The organism is Acidithiobacillus sp. M4-SHS-6, from assembly GCF_047421495.1.
Taxonomy (GTDB): domain Bacteria; phylum Pseudomonadota; class Gammaproteobacteria; order Acidithiobacillales; family Acidithiobacillaceae; genus Acidithiobacillus.
Window position 1 is genome coordinate 199,170 of the sequence record NZ_CP175559.1, and the last position, 16,239, is coordinate 215,408.

General features: G+C 56.9%; 19 protein-coding genes. 8 read left to right on the plus strand and 11 right to left on the minus strand.

Going from position 1 to position 16,239, the window contains the following annotated elements:
- Positions 1-6: 6 nt before the first annotated feature.
- The 5 genes from ACJU26_RS00955 to ACJU26_RS00975 all read right to left on the minus strand — a co-directional run bounded on the left by ACJU26_RS00955 (position 7) and on the right by ACJU26_RS00975 (position 4,292).
- On the minus strand, positions 7-1,026 hold the full coding sequence (locus ACJU26_RS00955) for a L,D-transpeptidase family protein (protein WP_414040700.1): 1,020 nt from the start codon (positions 1,024-1,026) through the stop codon (positions 7-9).
- A gap of 26 nt (positions 1,027-1,052) precedes the next feature.
- Positions 1,053-1,319, minus strand: coding sequence for a hypothetical protein (locus tag ACJU26_RS00960; RefSeq protein WP_414040701.1), 267 nt, complete (start codon positions 1,317-1,319; stop codon positions 1,053-1,055).
- 11 nt (positions 1,320-1,330) lie between these two features.
- Positions 1,331-1,582, minus strand: coding sequence for a hypothetical protein (locus tag ACJU26_RS00965; protein ID WP_414040702.1), 252 nt, complete (start codon positions 1,580-1,582; stop codon positions 1,331-1,333).
- Positions 1,583-1,649: 67 nt separating this feature from the next.
- Entirely contained in the window at positions 1,650-2,753 is a 1,104-nt protein-coding gene (gene cydB / locus ACJU26_RS00970; RefSeq protein ID WP_414040703.1) for a cytochrome d ubiquinol oxidase subunit II, read from the minus strand.
- A 72-nt stretch (positions 2,754-2,825) separates the two neighbouring features.
- Positions 2,826-4,292: a cytochrome ubiquinol oxidase subunit I gene (locus tag ACJU26_RS00975; RefSeq protein WP_414040704.1), complete on the minus strand. Its 1,467-nt coding sequence runs from the start codon at positions 4,290-4,292 to the stop codon at positions 2,826-2,828.
- A 404-nt stretch (positions 4,293-4,696) separates the two neighbouring features.
- Between ACJU26_RS00975 and ACJU26_RS00980 the strand changes: the two genes are divergently transcribed.
- Genes ACJU26_RS00980 through ACJU26_RS00990 form a run of 3 tightly spaced genes read left to right on the plus strand, consistent with a single transcriptional unit; the run spans position 4,697 to position 6,517 of the window.
- Complete coding sequence (locus ACJU26_RS00980) at positions 4,697-4,978, plus strand: DUF455 family protein (protein ID WP_414040705.1); 282 nt, start codon at positions 4,697-4,699, stop codon at positions 4,976-4,978.
- Positions 4,971-5,990: a tRNA (adenosine(37)-N6)-threonylcarbamoyltransferase complex transferase subunit TsaD gene (gene tsaD, locus ACJU26_RS00985; protein WP_414040706.1), complete on the plus strand. Its 1,020-nt coding sequence runs from the start codon at positions 4,971-4,973 to the stop codon at positions 5,988-5,990. The genes ACJU26_RS00980 and tsaD overlap by 8 nt, the downstream gene beginning before the upstream one ends.
- Positions 5,987-6,517 carry a tetratricopeptide repeat protein gene (locus tag ACJU26_RS00990; RefSeq protein WP_414040707.1) on the plus strand — a complete coding sequence of 177 codons (531 nt, stop codon included), beginning with the start codon at positions 5,987-5,989 and terminating at the stop codon, positions 6,515-6,517. Before tsaD ends, ACJU26_RS00990 begins: the two co-directional genes overlap by 4 nt.
- Positions 6,518-6,521: 4 nt before the next feature.
- Here the strand turns inward: ACJU26_RS00990 and plsY are convergent, their stop codons facing one another.
- Positions 6,522-7,118 carry a glycerol-3-phosphate 1-O-acyltransferase PlsY gene (gene plsY / locus ACJU26_RS00995; RefSeq protein WP_414040708.1) on the minus strand — a complete coding sequence of 199 codons (597 nt, stop codon included), beginning with the start codon at positions 7,116-7,118 and terminating at the stop codon, positions 6,522-6,524.
- Between the two features lie 72 nt (positions 7,119-7,190).
- On the opposite strand from plsY, the gene folB reads away from it, so the two are divergent.
- On the plus strand, positions 7,191-7,547 hold the full coding sequence (gene folB / locus ACJU26_RS01000; protein ID WP_414040709.1) for a dihydroneopterin aldolase: 357 nt from the start codon (positions 7,191-7,193) through the stop codon (positions 7,545-7,547).
- A gap of 10 nt (positions 7,548-7,557) precedes the next feature.
- On the opposite strand, the gene rimO is transcribed toward folB, so the two are convergent.
- From rimO to ACJU26_RS01015, 3 genes are read right to left on the minus strand one after another with little or no spacing between them, the layout of a single operon-like run.
- Complete coding sequence (rimO, locus tag ACJU26_RS01005; protein ID WP_414040710.1) at positions 7,558-8,901, minus strand: 30S ribosomal protein S12 methylthiotransferase RimO; 1,344 nt, start codon at positions 8,899-8,901, stop codon at positions 7,558-7,560.
- On the minus strand, positions 8,898-9,275 hold the full coding sequence (locus tag ACJU26_RS01010; RefSeq protein ID WP_414040711.1) for a NifU family protein: 378 nt from the start codon (positions 9,273-9,275) through the stop codon (positions 8,898-8,900). Before ACJU26_RS01010 ends, rimO begins: the two co-directional genes overlap by 4 nt.
- 5 nt (positions 9,276-9,280) lie before the next feature.
- Positions 9,281-10,021 carry a pteridine reductase gene (locus ACJU26_RS01015; protein WP_414040712.1) on the minus strand — a complete coding sequence of 247 codons (741 nt, stop codon included), beginning with the start codon at positions 10,019-10,021 and terminating at the stop codon, positions 9,281-9,283.
- Positions 10,022-10,030: 9 nt separating this feature from the next.
- Here ACJU26_RS01015 and ACJU26_RS01020 point away from each other — a divergent pair, with 9 nt between their 5' ends.
- A complete protein-coding gene (locus tag ACJU26_RS01020; protein ID WP_414040713.1) occupies positions 10,031-11,173 on the plus strand; it encodes a class I SAM-dependent methyltransferase in 1,143 nt (380 codons plus the stop codon).
- Complete coding sequence (locus ACJU26_RS01025; protein ID WP_414040714.1) at positions 11,170-11,526, plus strand: ArsC family reductase; 357 nt, start codon at positions 11,170-11,172, stop codon at positions 11,524-11,526. Before ACJU26_RS01020 ends, ACJU26_RS01025 begins: the two co-directional genes overlap by 4 nt.
- A gap of 88 nt (positions 11,527-11,614) precedes the next feature.
- Here the strand turns inward: ACJU26_RS01025 and hemN are convergent, their stop codons facing one another.
- Positions 11,615-13,006 carry an oxygen-independent coproporphyrinogen III oxidase gene (hemN, locus tag ACJU26_RS01030; RefSeq protein WP_414040715.1) on the minus strand — a complete coding sequence of 464 codons (1,392 nt, stop codon included), beginning with the start codon at positions 13,004-13,006 and terminating at the stop codon, positions 11,615-11,617.
- Positions 13,007-13,042: 36 nt separating this feature from the next.
- Entirely contained in the window at positions 13,043-13,975 is a 933-nt protein-coding gene (locus ACJU26_RS01035; RefSeq protein ID WP_414040716.1) for a LysR family transcriptional regulator, read from the minus strand.
- A 275-nt stretch (positions 13,976-14,250) separates the two neighbouring features.
- On the opposite strand from ACJU26_RS01035, the gene ACJU26_RS01040 reads away from it, so the two are divergent.
- Positions 14,251-15,594, plus strand: coding sequence for an OprD family outer membrane porin (locus tag ACJU26_RS01040; protein ID WP_414040717.1), 1,344 nt, complete (start codon positions 14,251-14,253; stop codon positions 15,592-15,594).
- A gap of 35 nt (positions 15,595-15,629) precedes the next feature.
- The gene (locus tag ACJU26_RS01045) at positions 15,630-16,181 is read left to right on the plus strand and encodes an OmpA family protein (protein WP_414040718.1); all 552 of its coding nucleotides are present in this window, start codon (positions 15,630-15,632) and stop codon (positions 16,179-16,181) included.
- The last annotated feature ends 58 nt before the right edge of the window (positions 16,182-16,239 follow it).

Here is a 16,239-nt window from a genome sequence, read left to right on the forward strand (position 1 = left end):
ATCTCCTCAACTGATTTTGCCGGTGGCAATTTCACGAATGATTTGTTTTTTCAGAATCTCTGCGTAAGAGATTTTCACCGTCTTTTTCTGATAATGGCCCAACACGGAGACAATATCTCCATAATGTAAAAGCGCATAAACCTTGCGGGCATTGGTATAGGGTTCTTCCACACAACCTGCACTTTGCGGCCAGCCATAACCTTTGCGCGGGTAAAAATGAATGGCACGTCCATCATAAAAGTAATTGACGAAGTGTACATTGGGAGCGGTGTAATACTGCCAGCGCACATGATATCCATGATAGATGCTGCGCTCGGCAGCCGGGAGCAAATGATACGTGTGCAGACTTACGGCAATGGGAAATTTTCCCGTCATGGTGGTTTTGGCAAGGCGTTGATAAATTGGCCAGCTTCCGTCAGGGGTGGAATGCATTACCCCGGTATTGACGACCGTCTGGTAAATCCAGTGTCCTTGTGCCTTTTTCTGGGTCACAGGGGGTACCTGCCAGATTTTCAGATGTTCGGGGTGAGCACTTTTGTCGACTTCCACCCATTGGAAAGGAAAATGGTTTTTGGGTATGGGTGCGCGCAGGGCCTGGAGCACTTCCGGTGTCACCCGGCCGCGTGAAATGCCCCGGCGGTTGAGCAGATGATCTTCCCGCTCAAACTGGATGAGACCGCTGCGAAATGCCGGATTAAAGGGTGAATAACCCCAATTGTCGGAGATTTTTTGTAAGGCTTGAGGCACCGGAACATTCCAGGCAGCCATGCTATGTATGCCTCCATATGGTCCCATATAAGTCCCATAAACCATGTGTACGTAACCGGTAAGGGCGAGGATTTGCCAGACTTGCTGCCAATCATGGGGTTGTGGATTGACGGAGATAGAACCATGTTTATTAGCTGGACTAGCCAGTGCCGGTTCAAGGGCAGCCAAGGCTCCCGTCATGCTCAGCAGAAGCAAAATACCCCATTTTTTCAGGGAGAAAAGACGTTTTTCAGGATGGAAATATTGCCGAATTTTCATATAATGTTCGACAGAAAACCGATGGTTTAGTTCTCTGGTTCTGATGGATTCAGGGAGGTTTTAATGATCTGTAAAAACTTTTGGCAGCGGTTGATTTCCGCTTCCATGATGGTGATTTGGTCGTCGATTTCAGTACGGGTACGACTATCAATGGATTCCAGTACGTCTGCACATTTCTGCTCGACGATATCCAGTCGCAGCTCCAACACATTGAGTACATCCATGAGCGTCGGAGCTGGCCTGTCGGCGGCATCCGTAGGTGGCTCCGGACGGTATTGCCGATGTTTGTTCAAGGATTTTCTTTTCAAGAGAGTGGGACCAGAGCCATGTCCTGTCTGCGGGCCACCAGGTTCTTGACGGAAGAGAAATAGTTTTTATAACGCATGATTTCGACAGACAGTTCAAGGCATTGATCTGAAATGATGGCAATATTTTCCGAAGGAATGGTCCTGCGGACTTCATCCAGACGATCTGCAAGTTGCCCATAACGGGATTCAATGTTTTCAATAATATTGATGGCAGTCATTAAAGATTCTTCATCATAATTACTGGACATTTTGCACCTCGCTCAGTAAACGGGGGGCGATGCCCCCTGGTTGATGACATCGCCACTGCAGGATGGATCAATGCGCTCCGTAGGCCATTTTTTTGCTGAAGCGGCCACGGAATACCCAGATCTGATACCAGTTGTACATGATCATGATGGGGAAGAAACCCGTCATGAACAGGGTGAACACGGCAATGGAATCCGCCGGATTGGCTGCCTGCGCTATGGTCCAGGTATTGGGCACAATGTAGGGGAAAATCGTTGCCCACATGGCCGCCCACAGCAGGGCGACGACGCCGATACCCCACATCATCGCAATGAAATCATTGCGTGCCGAATGATTGGTGGAGGACTTGAAGGCGAAAAAGAGCACAATCACAAACCAGATCAACCACACCCACCAGTTGGGACCCGTCCACTTGGCAGCCGCCCAGGGGAAAATGGCATAAGACCAGATGAGGGTGATGACGATGGCCGCCAGAGCCAGCAGGGAGACCACATTGGTCCAGGAACGTGCCCGTTCATGAATGGGATCACCGGGAATGAAGCGCGCGCACAAATACAGGCCGCCGGCGAGACTGGCGGCGATGACGGCGCCTACCCCGGTCCATATGGAAAAGGGGGTCAGAAAGTCGAGAATGCCTCCGGAAAAATGCATCACCGGGGTCGTGTAATCGTGGACGTTCACCCCATGTGCGGCCAGGGCAGATTGCATGGCCAGCCCGGATTTCATGGGAAAACCCTGTAAGGTGGCACCCAGGGCAACGCCCGCAAAAAAGGTGGGAACCAGGCTGCCCAAGGCAAAGGCCCAGCCCCAAAAGCGTTTGCTCTTTTGGGCATGAATGTGGAATTCAAAGGCCACGGCCCGGGAAATGATGCCCCAGAGGGCAAACATCAGCGGAATCATCAGATAATTGAAGGCCGAACCATACACCAGCGGGAAAGCGCCGAAGAGTACCCCACCAGCCACCACCAGCCAGGTTTCGTTGCCGTCCCACATGCCGGCCATGGAGGCCATGATGGCCCCCCGCTCTTCTTCGTCCTTGGAAAACAGGGCGAAAATCCCGGATCCGAGATCCGTGCCGTCAGCCGCGATGTAGAGTAGAAAAGACAGGGAAAGGAGCAGCCACCACCAGGTCGATAAGGTCCCGGTGATACGCCCTATTGAAAGAAGGTCCATAAATATCTCCAGTAGCTGTGTGTGGGGAGCCCGGCTCCCCAGCAGGACGTTGTAGAGGTTTGAAAATTCCGATCAGCGATCGGACCGCAACATGGGCTTGCTGGCGAATGTCGGCGTGACATGACCGCCGCCCGCTGATCCCTCGGTCCCTTCCGCATGATCGTGGGTAAAGAGCGTACTGGAGTCGGGAATCCCATCGACGCCTTTCTTGATGACCCGGGTGAAGAAGTACCAGGAACCCGCCCAGACCGTCAGTTCAAAAATGATGTAACCCGTAAACCAGATGATTTCCATGGCGACCGGCATATGACTGGCTCCCTGATAGGTGCGCATCAAGCCATTGACCACCCAGGGTTGCCGGCCGATTTCCCGGGTCCACCAACCACACCAGATGGCGAGATAGGGCAGGAATGCCGAGAAAATAATGGCCCGCAAAAACCAGGGACGCTTGCGCAGTTCCGTCGCATTCAACTTGCCGCGCAGGCGTAACCCGTTCCCCCAGAGGGCGACCAGGAAGAGGAAGAAGCCGATGGCGACCATCGCCCGGAAAGCATAGAAGGGTACCCAGACATCGGGACGATCATTGACCGGGAAACTATCCATACCCGGCACCTTGCCATTGAGGGTATGGGTTTCCAGCAGGCTCAGCACATGGGGGATGGTGATGGCGAACACATTGCCGTCATTTTGGGCATTGGGAATGGCGATGAGGTGCCAACCGGTATTCACTTTGCCATCGGGCAGGTAGGTATGATAATGCCCTTCCATCGCGGCCAGGGAAGTGGGCTGGGTCTGCGCCACTACCCGACCCAGATTGTCACCAATAAGAATTTGTATCGGTGTCACAATGATCAAGGCCAGCAGCACGGGCTTGAGAAGTTTGGTAAACATCTCGGCGTTGCGATTTCTCAGGATGAAAAAGCCGCTCAGTCCCGCCAATATAAACAATGCCAATTCCACGGTGGCAACCCACATATGGGGGAAACCCCAGAGGAAATTGTCGTTGAGGATGGCTTGCCACCAGTTGGTGACCTGGAAGAGACCATCCTTGAGGACGACGCCGTTGGGGGTCTGCATCCAGGAATTGGCGACGAGAATCCACATGGCCGAGAGGCTGGAAGACAGGCCGACGTTGAAGGTGGCGAACAGATGCATGCCTTTGCTGACCTTGCCCCAGCCGAAGACCATCAAGCCGATGAAGCCGGCTTCGTACATGAAGGCGGTAATGGTTTCAAAGCCGAGGATGTTGCCGAAGAAGGGGCCCACGGCCTGAGAGAAGGGGCCATAGAGGATACCGAAGGCCATTTCCATGGTGACGCCGGTGGCCACCCCGGCCCCGAAATTGATGATGAAGATTTTTTCGACGAAGCGATTGAGCTTGTACCAGCGTTCATCACCGGTGCGCAACCACGCCACCTCCATGATGAACAGCAACCAGGACATGCCGATGGTCATAGGCGTCCAGAGAATGTGCATGGAGGTGATCCAGGCAAAATCCAGACGACTAAGCAGAATCGGCAGAGAGTTTTCAATGATCATAAATTCCACCCGCTATAAATTTTATGAATAAGCCAGAGTTTGTTGCCCAATATAACCAGCAAGGTATATGCCAACATTAAAATATTATGTAACTCTATGATTCTGGGTGAAGGCCTTGTCGTTTTGCTAAGGGATTTGGTTGATAAGCACCAGTTAGCAGTGGTTTAAAAACACCAATTGTGCAAATAAAATAAAATAAAAAAGTGTTATTATTTGTTTATAGGATGAATTTACTCTATCAGAAGATTCAGATAAATCGGCTTTTCATATCTGCCTTTCTTTATAGTGGGGATATTCCGGTCAAAGATGTCGAGTTGATCATCCAAGGTGTTAACGATGAACAGGTGGGCGCATGTGCTATATTCTGTTTTTTGAATGATCCACACAGCGGGCGTGTTTGCTGAATGCATATCGGTGAAGAACAGCAGCAGGGGGATTTTGCAGTTGCCATCGGCACAAACTGGTTTCACTATTTGTGCGCAAAGCAGGGGCTGGATCCTGATATCACCTTTCGGCAACGGTTTCAGGAGCGCTATCAAGGCCGTATTCAGGGACCCTTGGCCCTGGATGCGCGCCGTGCCGGAGGTTTTTCCGAGGCAGGGTTGTTGTGTTTGCAGGCATGTATTGACCAGAACCCATCACCGCAAAGGAATCATGAGATGGCGGAGAAAACCCGGCATGTCTGAAGCAGGAATCACGCGTGTTCTCGGCATTGAAAGTTCCTGTGATGAAACCGGACTGGCCCTCTATGACACCCAAAAAGGCTTGCTGGCTGAAGTGCTGTTCAGCCAGATTGCCCTGCACGCCCCCTACGGCGGAGTAGTGCCCGAACTGGCTTCCCGGGATCATGTGCGGCGTTTGCCCCTGCTGCTGGAAGAACTCATGGCCCAAAGCGGCGGGCAGCGTCCCGATGCCGTGGCGGTCACCGCTGGACCAGGGTTGATCGGAGCTTTGCTGGTGGGCGTCAATTTCGCCCGGGCGCTGGCTTATGCCTGGGATATTCCGGTCATTCCCGTGCATCATCTGGAGGGGCATCTGCTGGCACCGCTGCTCAATGGCGTGGCACCCTTCCCCGCAGTGGCTCTGCTGGTCTCCGGGGGGCACACCCTGCTCATTGAAGTGCGCGGCCTGGGGGACTATGTTTTGTTGGGAGAAACTCTGGATGATGCCGCCGGAGAAGCCTTCGACAAGGCCGCAAAAATGCTGGGGCTTGGTTATCCCGGCGGGCCAGCCCTGGCGGCCCTGGCCGAGGGAGGCGATCCCGAGGCTTTTCGTCTGCCCCGCCCCTTACTGGATCGGCCTGGCATGGATTTCAGTTTCAGCGGCCTGAAAACGGCTTTTCGCCTGGCTTCCCTGAAAGTGCCGGAGAATGATCGGGTCCAGAGAAGCCATCTGGCTGCCAGTTTTCAGCAGGCGGTGGTCGACACCCTGTTCCGGAAATGTCAGCGGGCCTTGCGAGAAACTGGCCTCAAGCGGCTGATCGTGGCGGGTGGTGTGGGTGCCAACCGGGTCCTGCGCGATGCCCTGCAAACCCTGACCGCCGATGGTGTCGAGCTCTGTATCGCGGATTTGGCCCACTGTACGGATAATGCGGCCATGATTGCCCTGGCCGGAGCCCTGCATCCGGAAATGGCCCAGCCGGCCAGCGCCGAATTTCCGGTGCGGGCGCGTTGGTCCTTGGTAAAGGAGGAAACGTGAACAACGAACCTTTCTCTTTGGATGCAGCCATTGAAGAACGGCTGGCGGCGGATCCGGACTTCCAGACGGGTCTGGACTGGCACCAGACCGGCCACCCCGAAGAAGCGGCGGAAGCCTTCAAGCGCGCTCTGGATGCCGATCCCGACTCAGCGCTGATCTGGACCTTTTATGCTTGGGCGCTGGCCGCCTCGGGAGACAGTCACGGGGCGATTGCCGCCTGTCGTCGCGCCATCGCCTGCGATGCCGAATGGGGACAGGCCTGGAATGATCTCGGTGAATATCTCATGGATACCGGGCGGGAGAATGAAGCCCTGTTTGTGATTCGCCGGGCGCTCAAATCCCGGCATTTTGATGCCCCGCATCTGGCCCAGATGAATCTGGCCCGCTATTACCTGCATCAGGGCAGTATGCGCCGGGCTCTGGCCGCCGCCCAGCAGGCCGAGCTACTTGCTCCCGGTTTTCGCCCTGCCGAAAAGCTGGCCCGTTGGATAGACGAGCGTATGCGCGAGTGGAATATCCGCGATTAGCCCCTCAATTTTTTTTGAAGGGGGCTTCGCGACCATCCAGCAGGCGCTGGATATTACCGCGATGCCGCCAGAGAATCAGCAGTACCAGCAAGACCACGAGGGCGCGCAGGCTGCTCTGGTCCGACAGGGCAAAGACCATGGGCACGGCGCTGCCGGCGGCGAGAAGTGCGGCCAGAGAAGACACCCGGGTCACGGCGAAAATCAGGATCCATACGCCCAACACCGCCAGCCCCATGAGCGGCATCAGCGCCAACAGGATTCCCAGCGCGGTAGCCACACCCTTGCCTCCCCGAAAGCCAAAATAAACGGGGTAGAGGTGGCCCAGAAAGGTGGCCAGGGCGACAGCGGCGAGCATCCAGCCATCCACTCCGAAGCTGCGGGCGATGACAATGGGGATGACGCCCTTGATCAGATCACCACAGAGGGTCAAGGCCGCCGCCTTTTTTCCACCCAACCGCAGGATGTTGGTGGCTCCCGGATTCCCTGAACCGGATTGGCGAGGGTCGCCCAGACCCATGGCGCGCGCCACCAGAATGGCGGTGGCTATGGAGCCGATCAGGTAGGCGCCGACGATGAAAACAATATCGAGAATGACAGACATGCGGTGCGTTGGCCGGGAAAAGCGTTATTATAGGCCGAGACGCGACGTCTTGTCGCATTTTTCGGGATAATTATGGATATTCTTTTTGTGCGGGAGCTGAAAGTCGATACCCGCATCGGGATTTATGACTGGGAACGGCAGGTCAAGCAAACCGTATTGATTGACCTGGAAATTGCGGCCGATGCCCGCAGTGCTGCACACAGCGACAAGGTGGAACACACCATCAATTATCAGACCGTCTGTCAGCGCCTGGTCAGCCACATCAGCGCCTCCGAGGTGGATCTGGTGGAAACCCTCGCCGAGCAGATTGCCGACATCATTCGGGGTGAATTTGCGGCCCCCTGGGTGCAGGTGACGGTGCACAAACCCGCCGCCGTGCGCGGAACACGGGACGTGGGCGTCCGCATTGAAAGGGGTTCGGTCAGCTAACCCCCCACCGTCAATTCAGGCCGAAGCAGTCTCCGTACAAATCATGATCATCGGCCCGGGTGATGGGTACTTCCAGGCGGTCGCCGACCTTGAGGCCGCTGGCATTTTTGAGGTGCACCACGCCGTCTATTTCCGGCGCATCACTGCAGGAGCGGGCCAGAGCCCGGCCGCCGGGTTCCAGGGCATCAATCAGTACCTCGCGGCGTCGTCCCACATGGCGCTGCAGGCGCGCACGGCTGATGCTCTCCTGGACCCGCATGAATTCGGCACGACGTTCTTCCCTGATGGCTTCGGGGATGGCTCCCGGCAGGGAGTTGGCGGGCGCCCCCTCCACCGGCGAGTAGGCAAAACAGCCGACCCGGTCCAGTTCGGCCGCGCGCAGAAAATCCAGCAGCTCGGCGAATTCCGCTTCACTCTCACCCGGAAAACCGACAATGAAGGTACTGCGGATGGTGAGATCCGGCACCTCTTGCCGCCAGCGCAAAATCCGCTCCAGGGTTTTCTCGGCGGCAGCCGGGCGGCGCATGGCCTTGAGAATCCGGGGACTGCCATGCTGCAGGGGTACATCCAGATAAGGCAGGATTTTTCCTTCCGCCATGAGAGGTAAGAGGGCGTCGATATGCGGGTAGGGGTAGACGTAGTGCAGGCGCACCCAGACGCCGAGCTCGCCCAGGGCCGCGCAGAGTTCGGTGATACGGGTCTTGAGAGGCCGGCCACCATGAAAGGCCGTGCGATATTGGCGGTCCACGCCATAGGCTCCGGTATCCTGGGAAATCACCAACAGTTCCTGCACTCCGCTGGACACCAGCGCTTCCGCCTCCCGCAAAATATCGCCGGGTTCGCGACTGACCAGTTTGCCGCGCATGCTGGGAATGATGCAGAAACTGCAGGACTGATTGCAGCCTTCGGAGATTTTCAGGTAGGCGTAATGGGCAGGGGTCAGGCGCAGGCCTTGCGCCGGTACCAGGTCGGTGTAGAGGTCATGGAGGGGCGGCAAGGCTTGGTGAATCGCCGCCATTACCGCCCCGGACTGCTGCGGGCCGGTGACGGCCAGCACCTTGGGATGGGCCTGGCGGATGAAATCGCCATGATCCTTGGCCCCCAGGCAGCCGGTAACCACCACCTGGCCGTTTTCATTCAGGGCCTCGCCGATGGCCTCCAAAGACTCGGTGACGGCCGCGTCGATGAAACCGCAGGTGTTGACCACCACCACATCGGCCTCGGCGTAATCCCCCACCAACACATAGCCCTCGGCCCGCAACTGGGTGAGAATGCGCTCGCTGTCCACGGTGGCCTTGGGACAGCCGAGGCTGACGAAGCCGACTTTGGGTGTTTGTGCTGCGCGGCTATTCAAAAGGTATTACTCACGCTGACGACTCCGGGGACGGCGCCGACGATGCGCTCCACCACCTGTTTGAGATCGATGACGGCATTGGGGCAGCCTGCACAGGCACCTTTCATGCGCACCCGGACATCCCGCTCGATGATTTCCACCAGTTCGATGTCACCGCCGTCGCGCATGAGAATACGCCGCACGGTTTGCACCGCTTCGCGGACGGCTTCGGGATCGGGCAGGGGGTCGTCCGGTCCATAGCGTTTCTGGCGGTCCAGTCCCCGGGCGGCCATGGCCTGGGCGTGGGCAATTTTGGCGGCCGCCAGGGGGTCCTGTTCTTCCAGGGCGTCCAGTTCTGCTTCGCTGTAAAAGCGGATAGGGGTTTTCGTGCTCATGAGGATCAATATAACATGCGCCCGCCATCGACGACGAGGTTGTGGCCGGTGGTATAGTGTGCGTCAAAGAGCAGGTAGGCTACGGCAGCGGCAATATCCTGTGGATCGCCTACGCGTTTGAGGGCGTTGCGCTCCAGCAGTGCCTGCCTGTCTCCATCGGGAGGATCCTGATTTTCTGCCCAGAGCACCACCCCCGGAGAGACGCTGTTGACGCGAATCTCCGGCCCCAGTTCCTTGGCCAGAGAGCGGGTCAGAGCCAGCAACCCCGCCTTGCTGACGCTATAGGGCAGGTAGGAGCGCAGGGGAATCTCCCCATGAATATCGCCAATATTGACTATGGCACCCTGACTGCGGCGTAAATGGGGTGCCGCCGCCTGGGTGAGGAACAAGGGGGCACGCAGGTGGATGGCTTCCATGCGCTGCCAGTCCTCCAGGGTGATTTGGGCAAAGGGTGCCGCCTGATAAATGGAAGCATTGTTGACCAGACCATCCAGTTGCCCGAAATGGGCAAAACCTGCCGCAATCAGCTTCGTGGGGAAGCTCGCATCGCTCAGATCGCCCTCAACCAGCAGACATTCACGGCCATGTTGCTCCTGGACTGCGGCGGCCAGGGCTTCGGCCTCCGTCCGGGATCGCCTATAATGCAGGATCAGATGGCAGCCCCTGGCTGCCAGATGTCGGGCGATGGCAGCCCCGACCCTGCGGGCGGCGCCAGTGATCAGGACAACTTTTTCAGGTGCTTTCAAGGGGGTTCCATGCGCATAGAGCGTCCCGATTTTTTAACCTATTCCCAAGGGGGGCGCAAGGTCGAGCTGCCGCTTCCGGACGCTGCGGCGCAGGCTCACTCTGCACGATTGCTGGAGCGGATTCGTGCGGCCATTGCGGAGGCCGGAGGCGTCATTTCTTTCCGCCGCTACATGGACATGGCCTTGTATGCCCCCGGCCTGGGGTATTACATGGCGGGGCAAAATCGTTTGGGTGCGGATGGAGATTTCGTCACCGCTCCGGAAATGGGCTCGGTGCTGGCCAGGGTTCTGGTGCGGGTACTGACGCCACTGCTGCAGAGTGAAGCCAGCAGTGACGGCATTCTCGAATTCGGCGCGGGCCGGGGCGCTTTGGCACAGCAGATCCATCAATGTCTGCCGGAAGTGCCCTATACCATTCTGGAGCTGAGTCCGGACCTGCAGGAACAGCAACGCACCGCCCTGCCCGGTCTGCGCCATCTGCAGCAGCTTCCCGAACGGTGGCGCGGGGTGATGCTGGCCAATGAAGTGCTGGACGCCATGCCCGTGCGCGTCGTGGAGCGCGATGCCGGGGGTCAGTTGCGGGAGCGGGCCGTGCGCTGCAATGGTGAAGGGCTGGAATGGGATTGGATGCCCGAGCCTTATGCAGAAGCGATCGACCCCGGCCTCACGCCGCTTTTGATGGCGGAATGGCCTGAACATTACCGGACCGAGCTGCATCCCCTGGCCAGCGCCTGGCTGCGGGAAATAGCCACGTGCCTGCAGGCGGGCGCGTTGATATTGATGGATTACGGTCATGAAGCGGGCGAGTATTATCATCCCCAACGGCAATCCGGCAGTTTGCGGGCCTACTATCGCCAGCACTGGCTGGATGACCCGTTTTATTGGCCTGGCCTCTGTGATCTGACCGCCCATGTGAATTTCAGCGCCCTCCTGGAAGCGGCGCCAGACCTGGGGCTGGAAGTGCAATTTTACGGCAATCTGGCACGCTTTCTGGTGGAGCATGGCCTTGCTGAAGTCTATGCCGAGCTGACCGCAGGACTGGATACCCAAGGCCTTTTGGTCCTCAATAACGAAATCAAGCGCCTGACTCTGCCCCAGGAGATGGGGGAAAGCTTCAAGGTACTCATCCTGCACAAGAGAGCATCTGCATGACCATACACATTTACGGCATTCGCCACTGTGACACCATGAAAAAGGCTTTTGCCTGGCTGAATGCCCAGGGTTTGCCTTACGATTTTCATGATTACAAAAAATCCGGCGTGGACTTGGCCGATTTGCAGCGCTGGGCGGCCCTGTGGGGCTGGGAGGCGCTGATCAATCGCAAGGGGACGACCTGGCGCCGCTTGCCGGAGTCTGCTCGCGACTGTCCGGACGCAGCAAGCGCTTTTGCCTTGATGATGGCCCATCCCAGCCTGATTCGCCGCCCCATTCTCATCCGCGCGGATAAGTGTCTGCTGGGCTTTGACGCCGAGGGCTGGCAGGCGTTTTTTCAGGGTGGCGCCTGATCCTCGGATAAAGGCGACACAAAGCACCCTCACCTATTGCCGCCATGAGCTCCTGCACATTTGCGGAGGAGGCTCTGTCTGCGAGCAGTTATATAACGCGGGAGTAGCGGACCGCCTTGTGTGGGAGGTAGGCGTCAAAAATCATGCAGACGTGACGAATCAGCAGGCGACCCTGGGGCGTTACCTGCAGATTATCTGAATCCATCTGAATCAGCCCGTCCCTTTCCAGCCTTTCCAGTGCGGGCAGGCAGTCGCGAAAGTGCGTGTGGAAATCTATGCCGTACTGCTGCTGTAACTGCGTATAATCCAGGCGAAAATCGCAGGTCAGGCGGTTGATGACATGGCGCCGTAAAATGTCCTCGGTACGGAGTTGAACACCCCTTTCCACCGGCAAGTGCCCCTGATCCAGACGCTCTCCCCAGACATCCAGGTCCTTGATGTTCTGACTGTAAGTCGGGCCGACCATGGCGATGGCGCTCATGCCGAAGGCCAGCAGGTCACTCCCAGCGTGGGTGGAGTAGCCCTGAAAATTACGATAAAGCGTTCCTTCCCGTTGCGCCAGGGTCAGCTCGTCTTCGGGCAAGGCAAAATGATCCATGCCAATATACACATAACCCGCTTCCTGGAGCGTCGCAATGCTTTCCGCCAGGATGCGCAGCTTGTTTTCGGGAGAAGGAATGTCCGCATCGAGAATGCGTTTTTGCGCGGGGAACCGTTCGGGGAGATGCGCGTAATTGAACACCGACAGACGATTGGGCCGCAGGGCGATGACCGTGTCCAGGGTGGCGGCAAAACGCTCCGGCGTTTGCAGGGGTAGGCCATAAATCAGATCCAAGCTTACCGAACGAAAACCCAGGGAGCGGGCCTCGGCGATGACCTCCGCTGTCAGCGCCAGGCTTTGTTCCCGATGCACGGCTTTTTGCACTGCCGTATCCAGATCCTGCACCCCGATGCTGATCCGGTTGAATCCAAAATCTCTCAATAAGGAAAGCGTGCCGGGTTCCAGAGCACGAGGATCGATTTCGATACCATATTCACCCTGATCATCGGCCAGGAGCCGAAAATGGCGGTGGATGCTTTCCAGCAGCGTGCGCAAGTCCTGCTGGCGCAAAAAAGTGGGTGTTCCCCCGCCAAAATGCAGTTGCTCGACGGGCCTGTTGGCATCCAGATGGTTCAGATACAGGACCATTTCTGTTCCCAGCCGCGCCACATAAGGGCTACCCCATTCGTGATGGCGGGTGACGACCTTGGTGCAGGCACAATAAAAACAGAGGTTTTCGCAAAAAGGAATGTGAAAATACAGAGACAGAGGCTTTGCCTGCGTGTTGGAGTCCTGCAATGCCTGGATCAACTGGGTTTCGCCAAAGTCGCTGTGAAAATGGGGTGCGGTAGGATAGGAGGTGTAGCGCGGTCCCGCCTGATCGTAGCGACGGATGAGATCGGCATCAAAAATGACCTTTTGTTCGAGCGTGGACGGCATGGTGAAAGCCCCTATCTGGCAAGCATCTGGTTCAGATCATACCCCCTGAATATCTTTTACTCCAGGGAGGTTGGCCGCCACGCTGGCCCGCACTTCGGCGAGAAAAGCCTGCATGTGCGCCTGTCCGGCCTGTTCCGTTGTGGTCGCGGCCTGCAGGGTCTGCCAGAGTCCTTGCGGGCCAAGGGGCAGGGCACGGACGTAGCCTTTGTCTCCGTAATTGCCTACCGCCCAGGCGGGCAGGGCGGCAATACCTTGCCCGGAGGCCACCAGTTGCAAGATGATGACGGTCAGTTCGGCATGACGCCGTCGCCAGGGCTGAATCCCGGCTGGTTGCAGAAATTCCCGAAACAGATCCAGACGCCGATCCTCTACTGGATAGGTAATCAGGGTCTCTTCGAGGAAGTCCTCGGGCTCCAGAAACGCCCGACCGGCCAGGGGGTGACGGGGATTGACCAATGCCAGCACCTCGTAGGCGAAGAGGGGATGGAGGACGATATCCGCCGCCATGGCGTCAGGGGTACTGAGCACGGTCAGGTCAGCCTGATGGCTTTGCAGCAGGGGGAGGGGATCTTGCTGGAATCCCGAAACCAGGTCCATCTCCACGCCCGCCCAGTTTTCCCGAAAACGATCCATGGCCGGCGTCAGCCAGTCAAAACAGGTGTGACATTCCACCGCAATGCGCAGACGGCCGCTGTTGCCCAGCGCCCGGCGTTTGAGTTCTTCCTGCAGTTGGCGCACTCGGGGCAGGACTTCCCGCGCTGCGGCCAGCAGCTCTTCACCGGCCGGGCTCAGCCGTAACTGACTGCCCCGTTCGCGATCCAGGAGATGCACACCGAATTCTGCTTCCAGACCGCGCAATTGATGGGACAGAGCGGACTGGGTCAGGTGCAGACGCTGTGCTGCAGCCGCCAGACTGCCGAACTGGGCGACCGCTTCAATGGTGCGCATATGGCGGATTTCAATGGGCATGACCTGCTCGACTCAGAAAGTTTTCAGCGCCCATTGTCCCACGATCCCTGCATTCTGCAAGATAATCCATCACTCATCTGGATACCTATGGCGACCGGCGCGGGGAGGGGCGCAAGACTTTCCATGGGTCTCCACTTTGCGCCGTGTTCAGTAATAAACGATATATTTTATGGGGTATGACGTCATAAAAGGTTCATAAAACTGTCATCATCTTGTCACATTGCCCCGTTAATATGCCCACAGTGTTGCAAAGAACCCTAAAGAGAGGAGGTCACATGTTGAAGAAAAACCGCGTTGCCGTTGCATTGTTTGCCGCCCTGAGTGGCTTTGCTGCGGTCGCTCACGCCGATACCCGTTCCACGGGAAACACCCTGGCGGATTTTTTCATGCACAGCAAGGTGGATGGGCAGATTCGTTCTTACTATTTTGATCGGTTTTTCGGGAAGAATGCCACCAATCTCAGCGCCTTTTCTCTGGGTGGTTACATTAATGTGCATACCCCTTCCGCAGCAGGTTTCAGTGCTGACGTCGGTTTTTACACGGCCAACAGTCTGGGGGCCAATCGGACCAACCCCGATGTGACACTGATGGGCACGACCAACTCCATCAATGCCTTGGGTCAGGCCTACCTGCAATATGCCATCCCGGATGTCGTGATGATTCGCGCGGGTAATCAGGAAATCAATACCCCTTTCGTCAACGGTTCTGACTCCCGGATGATTCCCGCCACCTTCCAGGGCATTTTTGCGCAAGTGACGCCTTACTGTGGCTGGAACATCTACGGTATGCGCATGTTCCGCTGGAAGAGTCGTACCTCCGGTGATTATTACCGTGACAACTTGTACTATCCCACTAAATTTGATGGTGATCCCATTTATGGTGGTGCGGCTGACTTGCCTCTCAATGAGCCGGCCTCTAATGGCATTCTGGCGTTCGGTACGAGCTACAAGCGATATGGTATTGATGCCCAAGCCTGGTACTACAACTTCTATAATTTTGCCAACATGTTCTATGGTGATGCCAGCTATACCCTGAAAACCGGCATGGGACTGAATCCTTTCCTCGGTGGACAGGTGGTTCGTGAATGGGATGCCAATAGCCGTCTGAACAGTACCAATCCGGGTGTTGGCGAGATCAATCACTTCAAGGGTAACGGTGTCAACAGCACGGCCTGGGGTGTGAAGGGCGGTGTCGAATACAATCTGGATAATGCCATTCTGGGCAAGGGTGCCTTGACGGTCGCCTATAACGAAATTGAATACCATCCAGGCGCCATCGGTGGCGGTGCGATCATTTCGCCCTATACCGTAGGTTATGCCACAGATCCCCTCTACACCACTTCCATGACTCGTGGTCTGGTGGAAATGGGCCCCGGTCATGGCTGGAAAATTGGCCTGAGTCAGCATTTTCTGGATAACAGTTTCTTGTTCCAGGCTTCCTACGCCCAATACCAGTTACAGTCCGCAGGTTATGCCAATGATATTTATGGCGACCTGACCTACTTCCCCAAGGGTTTTCTCAAGGGTCTGTCCATTCGCGATCGGGTAGATGTGGCGCATGGCGATCTTTCGACCGGCTACTTCATCTATAACCGCGTGATGTTGACCTACGCATTCTAAGCAGGCACATGCTACCAAACATAGGGAGAACAACGATGATTGCCAATAAACAGGTATTGCTCGCCGTAATGGTGATGGCGGCGGCCGGCTGTGCCGAGGCCCCCTTTCAGGGCTGCCCGGCGCACAAGGCGCCGGTTGCCGCCCCTGTGTCTACGCCGGCTCCTGCACCCATGCCCGCCGTTGCCCCGGCCCCCATTGCGCCGGTACAGCGGACCATCCTCCAGAGCAAGCCCATTACCATCACCGGCATCAATTTCAAGCTCAACTCTTCCAAGTTGATGAGCCATGACATCAAGGTGCTGGACGAAGTGGCGGATTTCGCGCAGAAGCATGACAGTGCCGTCCTGGACGTCAATGGTTACTGCAGCAAGGTGGGCAGTTATGCCTACAACCAGCGACTGTCAGAACAGCGTGCCGAAAGCGTGGCCCGTTATCTGGAAGCTCACGGCGTGTCCCGTTCGCGGATGGTCCTGAAGGGCCACTCCTACGATGACCCGGTGGCCAGCAATGCGACCCCCCAGGGCCGTTTTGCCAACCAGCGGGTGGAAATCAATTCGACCATTCAAGTGGAAAAAACCGTCAACTAAAGGTCAAAGAACATCTGAACTGTAACGGCCTTCTGCTAATGTAAAGATTTACCTCTGC

Bases quoted from the DNA above. Each gene is read 5' to 3' on its own strand.
- ACJU26_RS00955 (WP_414040700.1), bottom strand. From the start codon at position 1,026: ATGAAAATTCGGCAATATTTCCATCCTGAAAAACGTCTTTTCTCCCTG.
- ACJU26_RS00965 (WP_414040702.1), bottom strand. From the start codon at position 1,582: ATGTCCAGTAATTATGATGAAGAATCTTTAATGACTGCCATCAATATT.
- cydB (WP_414040703.1), bottom strand. From the start codon at position 2,753: ATGGACCTTCTTTCAATAGGGCGTATCACCGGGACCTTATCGACCTGG.
- ACJU26_RS00975 (WP_414040704.1), bottom strand. From the start codon at position 4,292: ATGATCATTGAAAACTCTCTGCCGATTCTGCTTAGTCGTCTGGATTTT.
- ACJU26_RS00980 (WP_414040705.1), top strand. From the start codon at position 4,697: ATGCATATCGGTGAAGAACAGCAGCAGGGGGATTTTGCAGTTGCCATC.
- tsaD (WP_414040706.1), top strand. From the start codon at position 4,971: ATGTCTGAAGCAGGAATCACGCGTGTTCTCGGCATTGAAAGTTCCTGT.
- plsY (WP_414040708.1), bottom strand. From the start codon at position 7,118: ATGTCTGTCATTCTCGATATTGTTTTCATCGTCGGCGCCTACCTGATC.
- folB (WP_414040709.1), top strand. From the start codon at position 7,191: ATGGATATTCTTTTTGTGCGGGAGCTGAAAGTCGATACCCGCATCGGG.
- ACJU26_RS01010 (WP_414040711.1), bottom strand. From the start codon at position 9,275: ATGAGCACGAAAACCCCTATCCGCTTTTACAGCGAAGCAGAACTGGAC.
- ACJU26_RS01020 (WP_414040713.1), top strand. From the start codon at position 10,031: ATGCGCATAGAGCGTCCCGATTTTTTAACCTATTCCCAAGGGGGGCGC.
- ACJU26_RS01025 (WP_414040714.1), top strand. From the start codon at position 11,170: ATGACCATACACATTTACGGCATTCGCCACTGTGACACCATGAAAAAG.
- hemN (WP_414040715.1), bottom strand. From the start codon at position 13,006: ATGCCGTCCACGCTCGAACAAAAGGTCATTTTTGATGCCGATCTCATC.
- ACJU26_RS01035 (WP_414040716.1), bottom strand. From the start codon at position 13,975: ATGCCCATTGAAATCCGCCATATGCGCACCATTGAAGCGGTCGCCCAG.
- ACJU26_RS01040 (WP_414040717.1), top strand. From the start codon at position 14,251: ATGTTGAAGAAAAACCGCGTTGCCGTTGCATTGTTTGCCGCCCTGAGT.
- ACJU26_RS01045 (WP_414040718.1), top strand. From the start codon at position 15,630: ATGATTGCCAATAAACAGGTATTGCTCGCCGTAATGGTGATGGCGGCG.